Source organism: Myroides sp. TSA_177.3, from assembly GCF_052691955.1.
The window spans coordinates 58,372-75,489 of the sequence record NZ_JBQZGD010000008.1; the positions used below are offsets into that span (position 1 = coordinate 58,372).

15 protein-coding genes are annotated in these 17,118 nt (G+C 36.2%); 11 read left to right on the forward strand and 4 right to left on the reverse strand.

Translation table 11 applies throughout. The annotated features are described in order from the left end of the window. Window positions 1-101 precede the first annotated feature (101 nt). The 6 genes from ACUTSE_RS09580 to ACUTSE_RS09605 all read left to right on the forward strand — a co-directional run bounded on the left by ACUTSE_RS09580 (window position 102) and on the right by ACUTSE_RS09605 (window position 7,749). Window positions 102-860, forward strand: a complete 759-nt coding sequence (locus tag ACUTSE_RS09580) for a response regulator transcription factor (protein ID WP_445640058.1) — start codon at window positions 102-104, stop codon at window positions 858-860. A gap of 221 nt (window positions 861-1,081) precedes the next feature. After that, on the forward strand, window positions 1,082-2,713 hold the full coding sequence (locus tag ACUTSE_RS09585; protein WP_002990492.1) for an ABC-F family ATP-binding cassette domain-containing protein: 1,632 nt from the start codon (window positions 1,082-1,084) through the stop codon (window positions 2,711-2,713). A gap of 264 nt (window positions 2,714-2,977) precedes the next feature. Further along, entirely contained in the window at window positions 2,978-4,372 is a 1,395-nt protein-coding gene (locus ACUTSE_RS09590) for a TolC family protein (RefSeq protein WP_445640059.1), read from the forward strand. Window positions 4,373-4,384: 12 nt separating this feature from the next. Next, complete coding sequence (locus tag ACUTSE_RS09595) at window positions 4,385-5,371, forward strand: HlyD family secretion protein (RefSeq protein WP_002990497.1); 987 nt, start codon at window positions 4,385-4,387, stop codon at window positions 5,369-5,371. A gap of 13 nt (window positions 5,372-5,384) precedes the next feature. Further along, window positions 5,385-6,551 (forward strand): ABC transporter permease, encoded by a 1,167-nt coding sequence (locus ACUTSE_RS09600; RefSeq protein WP_445640060.1) that lies wholly within the window; start codon window positions 5,385-5,387, stop codon window positions 6,549-6,551. Next, complete coding sequence (locus tag ACUTSE_RS09605) at window positions 6,541-7,749, forward strand: ABC transporter permease (protein WP_445640061.1); 1,209 nt, start codon at window positions 6,541-6,543, stop codon at window positions 7,747-7,749. The genes ACUTSE_RS09600 and ACUTSE_RS09605 overlap by 11 nt, the downstream gene beginning before the upstream one ends. Before the next feature lie 24 nt (window positions 7,750-7,773). On the opposite strand, the gene ACUTSE_RS09610 is transcribed toward ACUTSE_RS09605, so the two are convergent. Then, window positions 7,774-8,613: a DUF6929 family protein gene (locus tag ACUTSE_RS09610; protein WP_445640062.1), complete on the reverse strand. Its 840-nt coding sequence runs from the start codon at window positions 8,611-8,613 to the stop codon at window positions 7,774-7,776. 62 nt (window positions 8,614-8,675) lie between these two features. Between ACUTSE_RS09610 and ACUTSE_RS09615 the strand changes: the two genes are divergently transcribed. Beyond that, window positions 8,676-9,548, forward strand: coding sequence for a PPK2 family polyphosphate kinase (locus tag ACUTSE_RS09615; protein WP_445640063.1), 873 nt, complete (start codon window positions 8,676-8,678; stop codon window positions 9,546-9,548). Window positions 9,549-9,574: 26 nt separating this feature from the next. On the opposite strand, the gene ACUTSE_RS09620 is transcribed toward ACUTSE_RS09615, so the two are convergent. After that, window positions 9,575-10,096, reverse strand: coding sequence for a hypothetical protein (locus ACUTSE_RS09620; protein ID WP_445640064.1), 522 nt, complete (start codon window positions 10,094-10,096; stop codon window positions 9,575-9,577). A 139-nt stretch (window positions 10,097-10,235) separates the two neighbouring features. Here ACUTSE_RS09620 and ACUTSE_RS09625 point away from each other — a divergent pair, with 139 nt between their 5' ends. The 4 genes from ACUTSE_RS09625 (at window position 10,236) to ACUTSE_RS09640 (ending at window position 13,672) form a co-directional block, all read left to right on the forward strand. Then, window positions 10,236-11,615: an MATE family efflux transporter gene (locus tag ACUTSE_RS09625; RefSeq protein ID WP_445640065.1), complete on the forward strand. Its 1,380-nt coding sequence runs from the start codon at window positions 10,236-10,238 to the stop codon at window positions 11,613-11,615. Between the two features lie 7 nt (window positions 11,616-11,622). After that, window positions 11,623-11,868: a hypothetical protein gene (locus ACUTSE_RS09630; RefSeq protein ID WP_002990505.1), complete on the forward strand. Its 246-nt coding sequence runs from the start codon at window positions 11,623-11,625 to the stop codon at window positions 11,866-11,868. A gap of 307 nt (window positions 11,869-12,175) precedes the next feature. Next, window positions 12,176-13,417 (forward strand): MFS transporter, encoded by a 1,242-nt coding sequence (locus ACUTSE_RS09635; protein WP_036462895.1) that lies wholly within the window; start codon window positions 12,176-12,178, stop codon window positions 13,415-13,417. A 27-nt stretch (window positions 13,418-13,444) separates the two neighbouring features. Continuing rightward, window positions 13,445-13,672 (forward strand): hypothetical protein, encoded by a 228-nt coding sequence (locus ACUTSE_RS09640; RefSeq protein ID WP_445640066.1) that lies wholly within the window; start codon window positions 13,445-13,447, stop codon window positions 13,670-13,672. A 33-nt stretch (window positions 13,673-13,705) separates the two neighbouring features. Here ACUTSE_RS09640 and mgtE read toward each other — a convergent pair whose 3' ends face one another. Both mgtE and rmuC read right to left on the reverse strand, forming a co-directional pair. After that, window positions 13,706-15,019, reverse strand: a complete 1,314-nt coding sequence (mgtE, locus tag ACUTSE_RS09645) for a magnesium transporter (RefSeq protein WP_002990509.1) — start codon at window positions 15,017-15,019, stop codon at window positions 13,706-13,708. A gap of 209 nt (window positions 15,020-15,228) precedes the next feature. Next, a complete protein-coding gene (gene rmuC / locus ACUTSE_RS09650) occupies window positions 15,229-16,542 on the reverse strand; it encodes a DNA recombination protein RmuC (RefSeq protein ID WP_445640067.1) in 1,314 nt (437 codons plus the stop codon). Window positions 16,543-17,118: the final 576 nt, after the last annotated feature.

A 17,118-nucleotide genomic window follows, 5' to 3' on the forward strand; every position in this document is an offset into this window, starting at 1 on the left:
TTAAAACAAGAATTATGTTCACTAAGTAAATATCAAGGGTGCTGTTTTTCTGAAGTAATTTTATATTTATTGAAATTTCAATTAATTTTAATCTATATTCTATGAAGTATTTTAAATATTTTTCACCTAAACTTAATGGTTCAGAAACAGGAAGAAAAAATGAAGAGTATGAAGTTGGTTATTTGGAAGTGATTAAAGCTTTTGCCGTTGCGAAATACGAAAGTATTTACATTATAGATTGCCAAAAGAAAAGCTTTGAATATGTTTCTGAAAATCCACTGTTTCTCTGTGGTCATACTGCTGAAGAAGTACAGAAAATGGGATATGATTTTTATTTGAATCACATCACCAAATCGGATTTGGAGGTATTTGAAACAATTAATACGATTGGATTTGAGTACTATTATCGAATTACCAATCACCATAAAACGAATTATACGATTTCATGCGATTTTCATTTGAAGGATCAAAAGGGAAAGACGAGTTTAGTTCATCAAAAAATAATCCCTATTTATTTTACTAGTGCTGGGGAAATTTGGAAAGCACTGGGGATTGTATCCTTGTCTTGCGCTCGAAAAGCAGGCAATATTACCATCTACCAAAAAGGTGGTAATACGTTGTTTAAGTATAATCGAGAAAGTGGATTTTGGCAAAAAGAGGAACGAGTAAACCTTTCTTCCAGAGAAAAAGAAATTATTCAATTATCGGCGAGAGGATATACAGTAAATGAAATTGCAGAAATACTTTTTATTTCTTTTGATACGGTGAAATTTCATAAAAAGAGAATGTTTATTAAAATAGGAGTTACGTCTATTTCAGAAGCAATTATCTTTGCGCTTACCCATAATTTGATGGATTGATGTGGAAAGCGAATAGGATGTTAATCTTAATTGAGAAGGAAAGTGAGAAGTTGTGTTTCATTGTGGTTTTTCTCAAAATAAGAAATAGTTTGCATTATATATAAAGGTAAGGTTTAAGTTAGATAATTTGGCCCTGCACTTTTTCAAAATCATCCGCAATAAAATTTACCCATCCAAAACAAACAAATACTATATTTGCAGCGGTTTAATAAAAATACAATATGATAACAGTTAATGATGTTGCTGTCCAATTTGGTAGTACAACGCTTTTCAGTGGCGTAAGTTTCTCGATTAATGAAAATGACAAAATTGCCTTAATGGGGAAAAACGGTGCGGGTAAATCCACCTTACTTAAAATTGTAGCAGGAGTAGATAAACCTAGTTTAGGCGTAGTTGCTGCACCAAAAGAAGCCGTAATTGCTTATTTACCTCAGCATTTATTAACTGCAGATGATTGTACTGTTTTTGAAGAAACATCAAAAGCTTTTGCTCAAATCTTCGCGATGAAGAACGAAATTGAGCAAATCAATGAAGAGTTGACGGTGCGTACAGATTACGAAAGTGATGCGTATATGAAACTAATTGAACGCGTATCTGAATTAAGTGAAAAGTTTTATTCGATTGAAGAAGTAAACTATGAAGCTGAGGTGGAGAAAGTGTTGAAAGGATTGGGATTCTTACGTGAAGACTTTACACGTCCAACTTCTGAATTCAGTGGAGGATGGAGAATGCGCATCGAATTAGCAAAAATCTTATTGCAAAAACCGGATTTGATTTTATTGGATGAGCCAACGAACCACATGGATATTGAAAGTATTCAATGGTTAGAGGAGTTCTTGATTACACAAGCAAAAGCTGTCATGGTTATTTCTCACGACCGTGCTTTTGTGGATAATATTACTAATCGTACGATTGAAGTAACGATGGGGAAAATTTACGATTACAAAGCGAAATACTCAGATTATTTAGTATTGCGTCAAGATCGTAGAGCGCATCAGATAAAAGCGTATGAGGAACAACAAAAGATGATTGCAGAAACAACAGAGTTTATTGAGCGTTTCAAAGGAACGTATTCAAAAACGCTTCAGGTGCAATCTCGTGTAAAAATGTTGGAAAAATTAGAAATTATTCAAGTGGATGAGGTAGATAACTCAGCTCTTCGCTTGAAGTTCCCTCCTGCAGCACGTTCAGGACAATATCCTGTTACGATTACTGAAATGGGTAAAACGTATGGTGACCATGTTGTGTTTAAGGATGCTAATATGGTTGTGGAAAGAGGACAAAAAGTAGCCTTTGTAGGAAAGAATGGTGAAGGTAAATCGACGATGATTAAAGCAATCATGGGAGAGATTGATTATACCGGATCGATTGAATTAGGACACAATATTCAAGTAGGGTACTTTGCTCAGAATCAAGCGTCTTTATTAGATGGCGATTTGACTATTTTTGAAACGGTAGACCGCATTGCTGAAGGAGATATTCGCACGCAAATCAAAAACATATTAGGAGCTTTCATGTTCTCTGGTGATGATATTCAAAAGAAAGTAAAAGTACTTTCTGGTGGGGAGAAAACCAGATTGGCCATGGTGAAATTATTATTAGAGCCTTACAACTTATTAATCTTGGATGAGCCGACGAACCATTTGGATATGAAAACCAAAGACATCATCAAAGCGGCATTGAAAGATTTTGAAGGTACTGTAATCTTAGTTTCTCATGACCGTGATTTCTTAGATGGATTGGCTGAAAAAGTATTTGAATTTGGCAATAAACGCGTCAAAGAACACTTTGAAGATATCAAAGGATTCCTAGCACATAAAAAAATGGAAAGCTTACGCGAGATCGAAAAATAAGCGATTCTCAGGTAGAAAATATAAAAACTCCTTCTCTTAAAAGACTAATGGCATGTGTTTTGTTAAGTTTTTTGAGGGAAGGAGTTTCTTTTTTTACTATTTACAGCAAAATTAAATCGTTGTAAGTACCAAAGAAGCTTGCTTTTTCTTTCTCTGTTCGGGGATAGTGTTATATTTGTAAAACGATTGTAAATAGTGCTTCATAAAATGAAAAAGGTTGTATATTTATTGAAGCATTTATGTGTAATTAACAACATTAAGTGAATGAAAAGAATAAACTTGAAACGTTTTTTTCTGCTTATCGGAGGGACTGTACTTTATTTTTCTATGTCGGGAATTAGTTATGGACAGCAGTTGTCTTTTGCTGATGCGATGCGCGTGATGAATGAGGAGAATAGCTTAATTAAAGCGATGGAAAAACAAGAGGAGGTTCACCAGTATGAATGGAAAGCTATGAAAGGCTTGCGTTCGCCTTCGGTGAAAGCTTTCGGAATGGGCATTTACATGGATCGTTCTTTAGGATTAGATTTTAATGGACTTCGAAATCAAGTAGGCGATTTTGTGCATTTACCAAACTCAGAAGTATTGGGGAATTGGTCTGTTGATTTCAATAAACGAGATATGGCTTTCGGTGGTTTCATGGCTACTTGGCCTTTGTTTACAGGAGGAAAGATTAATGCTGCTGTAAAAGCTGGAAAGCTCAAAAGTGAAATGGGAGAAAAGGACTTGGAGCAAACCAAGGACAAATTAATATCTGAACTCGTCGTTCGCTATTACACCGTAAAATTAGCGGAACGTGCGTTAGTTGTGCGTCAAGAAGTATTGACAGGCATGGAAAAGCACCAACATGATGCTTTGAAATTAGAGGAAAATGGCATGATTGCCCCTGTTCAGCGCATGGCGGCTGATGTGGCGGTTTCTGATGCGAATCGAGAGTTTGAAGCCGCAAAGAAAGACGCTACTTTGGCGCGTTTGGCTTTGGCAAATACGATGGAAGTAGAGGAAGTAACGGAGGATTTAAGCAGTGATTTTTTCTTGCTTCCTCAATTAGAAAATTTGGAATACTACCAAGTATCTGCCTCAGATCACTATCCAGCCTTACAGAAATTAGCCTTGCAAAAAGAATTGGCTACACAAGGAGTAAAAGCGAAACAATCAGCGAATTACCCGACTGTAGTTGCTTTTGGACAGACTATTTTAGCCCATAATAATCCTATCAGTGGACTAGATGTCCTTTACGATAATAATAAACCTTGGACCATTGGTGTCGGCGTGACCTATACTTTATTTGAAGGATTTAAAAACAGAAATGAAATTAGAGCAGCCAAAGCGACAAGAGAGAGCGTTGAGCTTTTTGAAGAAAAAGCAAAGGCTGATATCAAAATGCTAGTGGCTAAATTGTACCAAGATATTGTAAAACAACAAGAACAAATAGAAAGTTTAACAACACAAGAAGCAATGGCTACTGAATACCTTAGAGTGCGCAACAAAGCGTTCGTTGAGGGATTTGCTACCTCAACGGAAGTAGTTGATGCAGAATTAAATTTATCTGTGGTGAAATTGAAGAAATTACAAGCGCATTTTAATTATGTAGCGAATGTAGCTTCTCTATTTGAGTACACAGGATTGAGTAATGAATTTGTCCAATTTGCAAAATAAATTGAAGGTAAGATGAAAAATAAAGTAATAAGTGCTATTGTTGGGATTGTAGTTGTAGTGATTGTTTTCGCTGTTTCTATTTGGTATATGAGTGCTCCACAAGAGAGTTATATTCAAGGACAAGTGGACGCTACTCAAATTAATGTATCTTCTAAGATTCCTGGTAGAATTGATGATATTCTAGTAAAAGAAGGTGATAAAGTACAAGCAGGGCAAGTATTGGTTCAGATTAGTACGCCGGAGATTGATGCTAAATTGCAACAAGTGGAAGCTTTAAAAGCAGCTGCACAAGCCCAAGATGCGAAAGCAAATACAGGAGCGCGAAAAGAAGAAATTCAGGCGGCTTACAATATGTGGCAACAGGCCAAAGCGGGAGCTGATTTTGCTCAAAAAACCTATGCAAGAGTAGAAAACTTATACAAGGAAAAAGTAATTCCTGCCCAACAAAAAGACGAAGCATATGCAAAATATACTGCAGCTCAAGAAGTAGAAAAAGCAGCACATGCAACCTATCAAATGGCAAAAAGTGGAGCTCGATCTGAGGATAAAGCCGCTGCTTTGGCTGTATTTAATCAAGCGAAAGGTGCAGTGGAAGAAGTGCTAATCTACAAAGGAGAAGGAGCTGTAAAATCACCCCAAGATGGAGAAGTGTATACGATTATGCCGAATAAGGGCGAAATCGTAAATTCAGGTTATCCTATTGTCAACCTAGTAGATTTAAATGATCTATGGGTGAACTTCAATATTCGCGAAGACTTGATGAGTAAGTTTAAAATGAATACCAAATTTCAAGCGATTATCCCTGCCTTGGGAAATCAATCGATTGAATTAGAAGTACAGTATATTGCTGTACAAGGGGATTACGCTACATGGAGTGCTACAAAAGCAAAAGGAGATTTCGATATGAAAACCTTTTTGATTAAGGCTTATCCGACACAGAAAGTGGACGGATTAAGACCGGGAATGAGTGCTTTAGTAGTTGAAAGTAGTTTGAAGTAAAAATACAAGGAACGTGAGTAAAGGTTTTTTATCCCTGTTTAAAGAAGAGTTCAAGCGAATGCTGACCACACCTCGAATTTTGGTGCTGATTCTCGGTATTCCACTTTTGCTATTTCTATACTATGGGGCTTTGTTACAAGAAGGGGTTTCTCGAGATTTACCTGTAACAATCCTCGATTTAGATAAAAGTAGTACTTCACATAAACTTGCGAGTTTTATTGATGCCAGTGCAGCGATGCAAATTGTTTATGAAGTAAACGATGAATTGGAAGGACAAAAAACGGTGCGCAGAGGGGATTCTTTTGCTTTAATCATCATACCTAAAGATTTTCAGAAAAACGTTCAGAAAGGTGTAAAAACCAATGTAACGTGTTACTATAATGGGCAATATTTATTGCCTGCAGGATTAATTCAACGCGATTTTCAAACGGCTGCAGGCTATCTAGCAGCTGGAGTTCGAACCATATCCCTAGAGCAAGGCGGATTAACGCCGAATCAAGCACTAGCAGCGGTTGCACCTATTAAGGTGGAAGAGCATGTACTCTTTAATCCATACACCAGTTATGAATATTATTTAGGTTTAGCTTTTATGCCTATGGCCTTGCAAATTATTATGTTGGTTGTATCGATTTACGTTTTTGGTGTGGACTTAAAATACAGAAAAGGAAAAGAGTTATTGGAACGTGCCAATAATAAGATTTGGGTCGTGGCTATCGCTAAGATCTTGCCTTATACTTTAATCTTTATGGTGCTGGGCTTGTATATGAATAGTTATGTATTCTATAAATTGAGTATGCCTTTCAAAGGGAATTTCTTTGTGCTCAATGCGTTTTTCTTTTTGTTTATTTTGGTTTGCCAAAGCATGGGCTTCTTTCTCGCTTCTGTGATGAATAGCTTGAGAATCGCTCTAACGATAGGTGGTGCTTATGCTGCAGTAGCATTTTCTTTTGCAGGATATACTTTCCCACCAGAAGGAATGAGCGGATTTGTACGTGGCGTAAATTATGTATTTCCCTTTCATTCCTATATGCGTTTTGTTGTGAATTATGCCATTCGAGGGATTTCATTTAATGCAGAACAAGCAGGTTATTTAATTGCTTTTGCCGTATTCATCTGTTTAGGATTAATCGGAATTCCATTTTATTATAAAAAATTACAGAAAGGAGGCTATGATGCTTAAGAGATGGATAGAAAATTGGGCCTTGATTATCGAATCGTGTAAGCGAGAGATCCAAATGATTTTTAAAGACTCTGCAATCGTAATCACGTATATTGTCTGTGTGCTTCTAGTTGCTTTTGTGTATTCCTATGTGTATTCGAAAGAGGTGATTACAGAATTACCTGTGGCCATTGTCAACCAGGATCAATCGAAAATGAGTTTTCAAATTGATCGTATGTTGGATGCAACACCTCAACTCAAAGTAGAGTTGCGCACAGCGAGTATGGATTTGGCGCATGAAGCATTTTACCAAGAAAAAATCAAAGGGATTATCGTTATTCCAGAACATTTTGGAAGAGATTTACAAAAGGGAAAAGTACCTACGCTTGGTGCGTATTGTGATGCTTCTTATATGCTATATTACAAGCAAACCCTAGGGGCTGTTATGCTTACAGTAGGGACTTTAGGCGGACAAGTTGAAGTGAATAAGATGATGGCTGGTGGAATGCCAATGAAACAGGCAGCAGCCACGAGACGCCCTTTTGATGTAACGGCGAAACCGTTATTTAATATCAATGGAGGTTATGCTACATTTTTGATGCCTGCTGTTTTCTTGATTGCAATCCAAACGTTACAGTTGAATGGAATGGGAATATTAGCTGGTACGTTACGAGAAAAAAGAAGTTTTGGACAAGCCTTTGCTTATGCAACGGGACGCTTTTCTAATTTCTTCCTGACTATAGGACGAAGTTTAGCTTACCTCATTCTTTCCATGTTGATGATGTGGATTGTATTGGGTGTTGTGATGCACTTGTTTACCTTTCCACAACGCGGAAATCTACTGGAAGTAACGTTGTTTTTGATTCCGTTCTTACTCGCGGTTTCCTTTTTAGGGATGACCTTAGCGAATTGTTTTAAACACAGGGAAGATTCAATTATGACGATTACCCTTTTTTCAATTCCAACTTTGTTGATGACTGGGTTATCTTGGCCAACAACAGCTTTTCCAACGGCCATTAAGGTTATTTCCTTTTTTGTACCTTCTACTGTAGGAACAAAAGGTTTTATCGCACTCACTCAGTTTGGGGCTTCGCTACAAGATATCAAGGATTTGTTTGTGCAAATGTGGTTGGTGTGCCTCTTTTATTTTATGTTGGCCATCTGGACAAATTGGTGCTTAAGAAGAAAAGAAGGGGAAACCATTTCCCAAGAGATATAAAAAAATAGGATCGTGTAAACGATCCTATTTTTTTATAGTTAATTGATAAATTGACGTCGGTAGTTCTGGATTATCAGGGTCTGTACACAAGAAGAAAGAAACCTCTTTTTTGTTGTTTTTATACACAGTTATACCCTCGAACTTTTGATCTGTACTAATGGTCTTGGTCTTTTCAACTTTCATTTTTTTAGTGTTGATTTTTCCAACAATTGAACCTTTGATTTCACCATCTGCATACGTAGAACTAGAATCTTCCGCTGTTGCAATAAAATAAAGATCTTGATCCACTAAAACGGCATCTGTAAATCCAGTTTGAACCTGCTCTAACTTCGGTAACTTCATGGGAGTATAGGTGATTCTAAAATTATCTAAGATGCTTTCACCTGTTACGACAAATACTCCATTTTGTTGTTTAGGACCATTGCCGCGATTGAAAAAATACCACGTTTCAGCATCATACACGACTCCTTCAATATTAAAATCAGCATCGTCCATATGAGCAAAGGCTTTCATGGATTCATATAATAATTCCAAAGATTGTTTGCTTACCGGTTCATTCGTCATCTGATGGATTTCATACAAATCAGTTCGATTGGGTTTGGAACCCGACCCAAATAAATAGTAGTTGATTCCATCAAAGGTCATGGATTCCAAATCAGGTTTGTCTGCTTTTGCAATATGCTCTTGTCCGATATAATCCTCCGTAAGGGCTGTTTTATTTAGTTTTTTGGACGGTATATCGTAATGATATAAATACGAACTATCGTCTGCAATTAAATGAAGTTTGTCTTCGGCATAGTACAAACCAGATGCCGCACTTAGACCAATAATATGATAGAGGAACTCTAATGTCAGTTTTCTCATGGTTACTTGAATTGAATTTTATAAATTTAATACATCCGAATTACTTAACGAATTAAATTGATATGAGTTTTGAAAATAAATATAAGGCAATAGGGAAAACGAAACTAGCCAAGTTAGCTACGGTTCCAGATTTTGAATTGAGCCCTAAAAAAGCCATACGCAAATTAGAAGAAGTAAGTAGACACTTGAGTAAATTTCAAGAATTGATGTATGCGCACAATCGCTACAGTTTTTTGATTTGCATTCAGGGGATGGATACGGCGGGCAAAGATAGCTTGATTCGAGAAGTGTTTAAGTCGTTCAATGCTAGGGGAGTGGTGGTTCAGAGCTTTAAGAAACCGACTTCTACAGAATTGGAACATGACTATTTATGGAGACATTATATCGCTTTGCCAGAGAAAGGAAAATTTACCGTTTTTAATCGCACGCATTATGAAAATGTACTTGTTTCTCGTGTACATCCAGAAATTGTATTACATGAGCGACTGCCTCAAATTACGAGTACTGATCAGTTAGACGAACAGTTTTGGGAAAAGCGCTATAAAGAAATCAGCAATTTTGAAGAGCATATCAGCAACAATGGAGTAGTGGTGCTTAAATTTTTCTTGCATTTGGGGAAAGATGAGCAAAAAAAACGCATTTTACGTCGATTGGGGAAAGAGAAGCACCATTGGAAGTTTGCACCAGAAGATGTTCGCGAGCGCGAGTTTTGGGATGAATATCAAACGTATTATGAAGAAGCCATTGAGAAAACCTCAACAAAAGCATGTCCGTGGTATGTGATTCCCGCTGATAATAAGGAGCTATGTCGCTATATTTTTGCCAGTATTTTATTGGAAATAACAGAACAATTAACAGATGTTAGTTTGCCGGAATTGCCCGATAATATTAAAGACAACTTATCTAAGTATAGAGAGCGGTTGTTGAATGAATAAAAAAAAGGGCCTAGGCCCTTTTTACGTTATTTTTTATTTTTGTTCTTCTTTAAGCTAAATCCATAAGCTGCTCGCAACCCAATTTGATCCACGTGGTAATCGTTATAGCGCTCATATCGCAAACTGATATCGATGTATTTATTCGCATAACCAATAGACGGACTCCAAATAAAGGTGTTACCTGATCCTTGATGTGTTCCAAATCCAGCACCTACTTCACCCAAGGCATAGAAGTTTTTAGTCATGAAATGTTTGAATCCTGCTTTGACTGGAATAACGCCTAAATCTTGATCGTGTTTTTCCTTCAAATGAGAATATCCTGTCGTTAAGGTCAAGGACGTTTCTTTACTCAAATCATATTGTAAACGGGCATCCGCACCAAATACTGCATCATAATCGGAATGAGTTGAAATTCCTCCATTTAATCCAAAACCAATTCGAAAACCTTTTGGGTAATAGGGCTTTGTTTTATTTTGGGCAAAAGCAGTAGGAAGAGCTAACATCCCTAGTGCTAAAAATAGCGCAATTGTTCTTTTTGACTTTAGCATAGCTTGTGTTTTTAGTTTTGTTTTGAAAAAAAGTAAAACAAATAGTTTGCCGTTGTTTCGTCATTCTTTTAAAAGAATTTGTTAACCCAACAGATTGTTTCATTTTCAAGTCTGTATATTTGCACAAATTTTTTAGTACATGAACCTGTCAATCTATATCAAAGAGTTTCGTTATAATATTCAATTGGCCTATCCTATTATCTTAGCTATGCTAGGACATACGGTAGTTGGGGTAATTGATAATATTATGGTGGGTAAGATTGGACCTACAGAATTAGCCGCTGCCTCATTGGCCAATAGCTTCGTATTTATTGCGATTTCATTGGGGGTAGGGTTTTCTACAGCCATCACGCCTTTTGTAGCTAAAAGTGACGCAGCCAATGATTTAGAGGGTGGCCGATCAACCTTTGTCAATGGACTTTTCCTTTGTACCGTGGTCGGTGTGGTCTTGTTTACCATTATCTTTTTAGCTAAACCCTTTTTACAGTATATGGGGCAGCCAGAAGAAGTTACAGTATTGGCAAAACCCTTTTTAGATATTGTCGCTTTGTCGATTATTCCTTTGGTAATGTACCAAGGATACAAGCAGTTTGCAGATGGAAAATCTCAAACAAAAAATTCGATGTATGCTACCTTAATTTGTAATGCAGTAAATTTATTGTTTAACTATTTATTGATTTACGGTGTGTGGTTTTTCCCCACATTGGGCATGTTAGGGGCGGCATATGGTACATTAATTTCGCGTGTTGTCATGATTATTTACATGCATTTTGCATTGACAAGACAAGACATGTTCAAGCCTTTTATGCTTAACCTGCGTTTTAGTGAAATAAAGAGAAATGTATTGACGCAGATTGCAAAAATTGGAATTCCTTCGGGGTTAATGAGCTTTTTTGAAGTCGCTTTATTCGTTGGTGCAGTATGGCTTTCGGGAATGTTGGGAACAGTTTCTCAAGCAGCCAACCAAATTGCACTTAGTATGTCTTCCATGACTTTTATGTTTGCTAGTGGGTTAGGAGTTGCCGCTACGATTCGCGTCGGAAATCAAATGGGATTGAAAAATTATACCTATTTAAAAACGGTAGCGCGTTCTATTATGCTCATGGCGCTTCTTATTTATATCCTATTTGCTTTACTATTTGTGGCGTTCCACAACTATATTCCGCTGTTGTTCTTAGATGCGAAAGACAGTATGAATGCCGTGATGAATGAAGAAGTAATTCGAATTGCAGGACAATTGTTGTTAGTGGCAGCCATCTTTCAGATCTCAGATTGTTTGCAAGTGGTAACGCTAGGAGCTTTACGCGGATTACAGGATGTAAACGTACCGATGATTATTACCTTTATTTCCTATTGGATTGTAGGATTCCCAATGTCAATTTACTTAAGTTTGTATACAGATATAGGAACACCAGGTATTTGGATCGGATTATTAGCCGGATTAACAACGGCAGCTATTTTGCTTTATGCGCGTTTCCATCATATATCAAATCGATTGATTAATACTAATATAAAATAATAAAATCATGCAATTACCAAAATTTGTTTTAGCTGATAATACAGACCATTTAGATGATATCTTTATTATACACTTAGAGTTTCCACGCTTTATCATTAACTTAAATACAGACGAAATCGAGTTCTTAGAAACAATCGAAGAATCAGAAGAGTCAGAAGTAGAAGAAGAGATGGAGGCTTTAGTAGTGAAAGCTGGAGAATTCTACGAAAGAGAGATGGCTAGATATGTTGAAAGTGAAGAATTAGAAGACTAATTCCGCGATCAAATTAGAATAGAAACAGCTGTAAAGGAGAAAATGATTCTCCCTTACAGCTGTTTTTTTATATGAATTTATCAGTAAAAGGAGCCCGTTTTGTCTGTTTGTTGAGGAAAGTGGATTTCTTTGGCTTGTTGTTTTGGTGCAAATGATGCATTTAAATAAGGGTTTTGGTGTATTATTTTAGATATTGAAATGATTGCAAACAAAAGATAACGCTTTTGACAGTAATGATATTCTGGAAGTGTAAAAATCAGTGAACGGATGAAAAAACCTTACCTTTGTGTACTTTAAAATTGAGGGTATGAACAAAATTTTAAGTATCCAACATAAAGTATTGGATAAGGTTAATAAACAAACATTATCGCAACAGACAGTTTATCCAATTTTGTTAGCGATTAGTTTTGGACACTTGTGTAACGATTTATTACAAGCAATCGTACCAGCAACGTATCCACTATTGAAAGAAAACTATCAGTTGAGTTTCGCGCAGATTGGATTGATTACTTTCTTTTATCAAATGTCTTCTTCTTTATTACAACCACTAGTAGGAAATTATACCGATAAAAGACCTCAACCGTATTCTCAAATTTACGGGATGTTGTGTACCACATTAGGGGTGATTTTACTCGCTTTTGCTCCAAGTTATATTTGGGTGTTGGTTGCCGTAACCTGTATTGGTATCGGATCTTCCATTTTCCATCCAGAGTCATCGCGTGTTTCGTATGTTGCATCTGGTGGAAAGCGTAGTTTGGCTCAATCCATCTTTCAAATTGGCGGAAATACAGGAACTGCATTAGCACCGTTATTGGTGGCTTGGGTTGTATTGCCTAAAGGACAACAACACTTGCTTTGGTTTGTTGTAGTGGCCATTATTGCTCAATTTGTGTACTATTTTATTGGAACGTGGTATAAGGGAATTTTGCGCCATGCAGCCACTAAACAGAAAAAGAAAATACTCATTCCAGAATTATCATCACTTCGAGTGAATAGTGCGATTGTCGTTCTATTGCTGTTGATATTCTCAAAGTATTTCTATGTAGCGAGTATTTCAAGCTACTTCCAATTCTACACCATGGATAAGTTTGGTATTACAGAAGTTCAAGCACAAGTATATTTGTTTTACTTCTTAATTGCTGTAGCTTTAGGTACGTTGATTGGTGGTTTCTTAGGAGATAAAGTAGGACGTAAATACATCATTTGGTTCTCTGTTCTTGGAGCAGCGCCATTTACACTATTGTTGCCTCATGTCGACTTAGCTTGGACGGGTATTCTGATTGTAGTTATTGGATTTATTATCTCTTCTGCTTTCCCTTCTATTTTGGTGTATGCCCAAGAGTTGTTACCAAAGAAAATAGGAATGGTATCTGGGTTATTTTACGGTTTTGCCTTTGGAATGGGCGGACTAGGTTCAGCGCTTTTAGGTTGGTGGGCCGATCACACTTCGATTGAATACATTTACACTGTATGTGCGTATTTGCCTTTAATTGGAATTATTGCTTGTTTCTTACCTAATATGAAAAAAGTAAAATTTAGAGAAGAATAATTTTGTAACTTGTTGAAAAATAAGATTATGAAATTTAGTACAGTTTTTTTTAGCGGCTTGTTTGTTATCGGATTAGCATCTTGTGGGAGCAAGCAAAATAGTGTGCAAGGATTTGCCTATGAAGAGGATTATAAAGCACAAATAGAAATATATCAGGATTCAGTAAATCCTCAAATATATTATCAAACAGATCGCAAACAAGTTCTTGTTCCAGAAGGAACAGTATTTAATATAAAAAAATCCGATACAAAGTAATGTATCGGTTTTTTTTATTAGGATAAATTTGATTTACAGTAGTTTTCCCGTAAGGAACATAGCAGCGATGGTGAAATAGATGATTAAACCCGAAACGTCTACTAAAGTGGCTACAAATGGAGCCGAAGCGGTTGCGGGGTCCATGCCAAACTTCTTTAAGACAAACGGAATAATCGAACCCGATAAAGTTCCCCAAAGCACAATAAATAGTAAAGAGACCGAAACACTCAACCCTACGTACAACCAAAATTCTCCATAGTCGTAGATTCCTGTTTCTTGCCAAATGAAAATGCGGATAAAACCAATAATTCCCAAGATTCCTCCCAACATTAAACCAGAAGCAATTTCTTTGCGCATTACATACCACCAATCACCTAGCTTAAGCTCTCCTAAAGCCATAGCACGGATAATTAAGGATGCAGCTTGAGAACCTGAGTTTCCTCCACTGGAAATAATTAAAGGAACAAATAAAGCTAATACAACTGCTTTTTCAATTTCTTGGTCATAGTAACTCATCGCTGATGCCGTTAACATTTCCCCTAAAAAGAGGACGATTAACCAACCTGCGCGTTTTTTTACTAATTCATAAAGAGGTGTATGCGTATAGGATAAATCCAACTCTTCCATCCCCCCGAATTTTTGAATGTCTTCCGTATCGCGTTCTTTAATTTTATCTAAGATATCATCAAAGGTAACAATACCAACAAGCACTCCTTTTTCTGTGATAATGGGTAAAGCTGAACGGTCGTATTTTTCAAAATCATCAAACGCATCTTCCATTGGCGTTGTAGTGACTAAGGAAACAAAATTGTGATCAATCAGATCCGCAATTAAAGTCTCTTCATCCGCTAACAACAATTGTCCAATTTGCAAGTCATCAATCAGTACATTGTGATCATCCACAACATAAATATAGTTTAGCGTTTCTGCTTTCTTACCATATTTTTTAATGTGCTGAAAAACCTGTTTTACTGTTCGATTGGCTTTGGTTTGAATATACAAAGGCGTCATTAAACGCGCAATACTATCCTCTTTGTATCCTATTAAATTTAAAGCAATTTGCTTTTCAGTATCATTTAATAAGTTGATTGAATATTTAATTAATTCATCAGGGAAGTTTTCTAAGAGTTCCGTTCTATCATCCGGCTCTAGGTTATTCAGTACCTCAGCATAATCCTCTCGAGTCATACTGCGTACAATTTCCTCCTGAATATTGATATCTAAAAATGAAAACACTTCGACCTTCAGCTCGGGGGAAAGCTTTAGAAAATGAAGATTTCGTTCTCTCCTTCTCATTTCTGAAATAGCTTCAGCAATGTCGGCTGGGTGCATATCTTTAAAAAACATAGTTAGAATTTTATAAAGTGTTTAACAATCATTTTTTCATTTCGAATGCAAAAGTAACGCTTAGATATAGGAAATTAAAATTTCTAATCATATTCTAATAATAAAGTTAAACAAAAATACGCAGACTTAAAGTTAGGAGAACATTATAATTTTTACCTCTTACTACCTCATCCTCTCACCATCTCACCATCTCATCGCTACCCCCGTTCTTACTCTTCTTCAAGTAAATGAGCGTCAATGGATTTTTTTGCCTTAGCCCCCATGTCTTTTAATTTTTGTACAGAAGTCAGCAGATTCCCTTTTCCTTGACTTAGCTTGTTAAAGGCACTGTCGTATTCATTTCTAGTTTCATCTAGTTTTTTACCTATTTTCGTTAAGTCGTTGATTAATCCCACAAATTTATCGTGTAATAATCCCGCTTGACGTGCAATTTCATAGGCATTTTCCTGTTGTTTTTGCTGCCTCCAAATGGTTTCTACGGTGCGTAACGTAGCGAGCAGTGTAGAAGGAGTAACAATCACAATATTCTTCTCAAAAGCTTTTGTGTAAAGAGTATTATCCGCATTTACAGCTATAGAAAAAGCAGTTTCAATGGGGATAAATAACAAGACGAAATCAGGACTTGTCCCTTTGTATAATTCGTAGTAATTCTTGTCTGATAAGTTTTCGATATGGCGCTTAATAGAGAGAATATGTTCGTGTAAAAAGCGATTTTGTTCTTGTTTCTCTGTTGTATTGATGTATTGTTCATAAGCGACCAATGATACTTTAGAGTCAACCACTAGGTGGCGGTTATCGGGTAAATAGATAACTACATCAGGTTGAAGGCGATTGCCATTATCACTTGTATAACTCGGTTGTGTTTTATATTCTCGATCTTTTTCTAAGCCCGATTTTTCCAATACACTTTCCAAAATCATTTCCCCCCAGTTCCCCTGCATTTTATTATCTCCCTTGAGGGCTTTGGTCAGGTTTAGGGTTTCTTCACTCATCTTAGCGTGTACTTGTTGAAGTCCAAAAATTTGTTGACGTAAGGCTGCGTGATGATCAATACTCTCTTTATGGGTTTGTTCTACTTTCTGCTCAAACAAGCCTATTTTTTCCTGCAAAGGCGTTAAAATAGTTTCCATTTGCGCCTTGTTTAGCTGAGTAAACTTATCACTTTTCTCTTCGAGTATTTTATTCGCTAGGTTTTCAAATTGTGTGGTAAACTGCTCTTGTAAGGCTAGTGTTTGTTTTTGTTGGAATTCGAGTTTCTCTTTGAAGTTGGCTAGTTCCGTTTCTCGAATAGAAATGCGTGCAATCAACTCTTGATTGTCTTGACGAAGTATTTCCGTTTGTTCTTCTAGTTTTTCTTTTTCTAAGCGTACTTGCTGATTTTGTTGAGCTAAAAACTCCTTTTCTGCTAGTAATTGAATCGTTTGGGAAGAATCACTAACCTTATTCGATGCTTTTTTTCCAATTATAAAAGCAATGACAATAAGTAAAAGTGCTACAATAGGTAAGATGATTTCTTGTGACATGAGATTTAATTCGAGTGACTTTCAAAAATAGCGATTATTTAGGAGTAGCTTGGCGTTTTAGTTGCTCTTATTTGTAGCAAAAAAAACAGGTGCTTTTTGTTAAGTAAGGGTTAATTTTTGTTTTGGTTGTTTCTTTTTTAATGTATATATTTAGTAAATCAATATTTAATTATTTAAAAATAAAATAGATGCGAGGTTTTGTTTGTTAATTATATGTTTTTTGTTTCTTTGGAGTAGTTTTATTTTTGCATAATGGAGCAAATAAAGAAAGAGATAAAAAAACACTGTAATTATCCGTACTGAAGTAAAACAAAATTTAGAGGGTAAGGTATGGGATATGGGGGCTTACTATTATTGTAAGTTTTCCAGAGATGATGAACGTAAAGCTATTTTAGATAGGGATTTTTGTGCAAAAAAACTTTAATTTCTGAATTAGTTGAGTAAATGGCTGGCCTAGTCTAAGTATTGTGATCAATAATGGTTGTCAAAAAAATAAAAAAGTATAGAGACTGTAAAGTAGGTCTAGAAAGTATTAAAAATATTTATAATTAAAGAGTAGTTAATGATGTTTACTAC

Excerpts from the sequence above, each read along its gene's own strand:
- ACUTSE_RS09630 (WP_002990505.1), top strand. The coding sequence starts at position 11,623 with ATGCAATTACCAAAATTTGTTTTAGCTGATAATACAGACCATTTAGAT.
- ACUTSE_RS09610 (WP_445640062.1), bottom strand. The coding sequence starts at position 8,613 with ATGAGAAAACTGACATTAGAGTTCCTCTATCATATTATTGGTCTAAGT.
- ACUTSE_RS09640 (WP_445640066.1), top strand. The coding sequence starts at position 13,445 with ATGAAATTTAGTACAGTTTTTTTTAGCGGCTTGTTTGTTATCGGATTA.
- ACUTSE_RS09595 (WP_002990497.1), top strand. The coding sequence starts at position 4,385 with ATGAAAAATAAAGTAATAAGTGCTATTGTTGGGATTGTAGTTGTAGTG.
- ACUTSE_RS09585 (WP_002990492.1), top strand. The coding sequence starts at position 1,082 with ATGATAACAGTTAATGATGTTGCTGTCCAATTTGGTAGTACAACGCTT.
- ACUTSE_RS09580 (WP_445640058.1), top strand. The coding sequence starts at position 102 with ATGAAGTATTTTAAATATTTTTCACCTAAACTTAATGGTTCAGAAACA.
- ACUTSE_RS09625 (WP_445640065.1), top strand. The coding sequence starts at position 10,236 with ATGAACCTGTCAATCTATATCAAAGAGTTTCGTTATAATATTCAATTG.
- ACUTSE_RS09590 (WP_445640059.1), top strand. The coding sequence starts at position 2,978 with ATGAAAAGAATAAACTTGAAACGTTTTTTTCTGCTTATCGGAGGGACT.
- ACUTSE_RS09635 (WP_036462895.1), top strand. The coding sequence starts at position 12,176 with ATGAACAAAATTTTAAGTATCCAACATAAAGTATTGGATAAGGTTAAT.
- ACUTSE_RS09615 (WP_445640063.1), top strand. The coding sequence starts at position 8,676 with ATGAGTTTTGAAAATAAATATAAGGCAATAGGGAAAACGAAACTAGCC.
- ACUTSE_RS09620 (WP_445640064.1), bottom strand. The coding sequence starts at position 10,096 with ATGCTAAAGTCAAAAAGAACAATTGCGCTATTTTTAGCACTAGGGATG.
- mgtE (WP_002990509.1), bottom strand. The coding sequence starts at position 15,019 with ATGTTTTTTAAAGATATGCACCCAGCCGACATTGCTGAAGCTATTTCA.
- rmuC (WP_445640067.1), bottom strand. The coding sequence starts at position 16,542 with ATGTCACAAGAAATCATCTTACCTATTGTAGCACTTTTACTTATTGTC.
- ACUTSE_RS09605 (WP_445640061.1), top strand. The coding sequence starts at position 6,541 with ATGATGCTTAAGAGATGGATAGAAAATTGGGCCTTGATTATCGAATCG.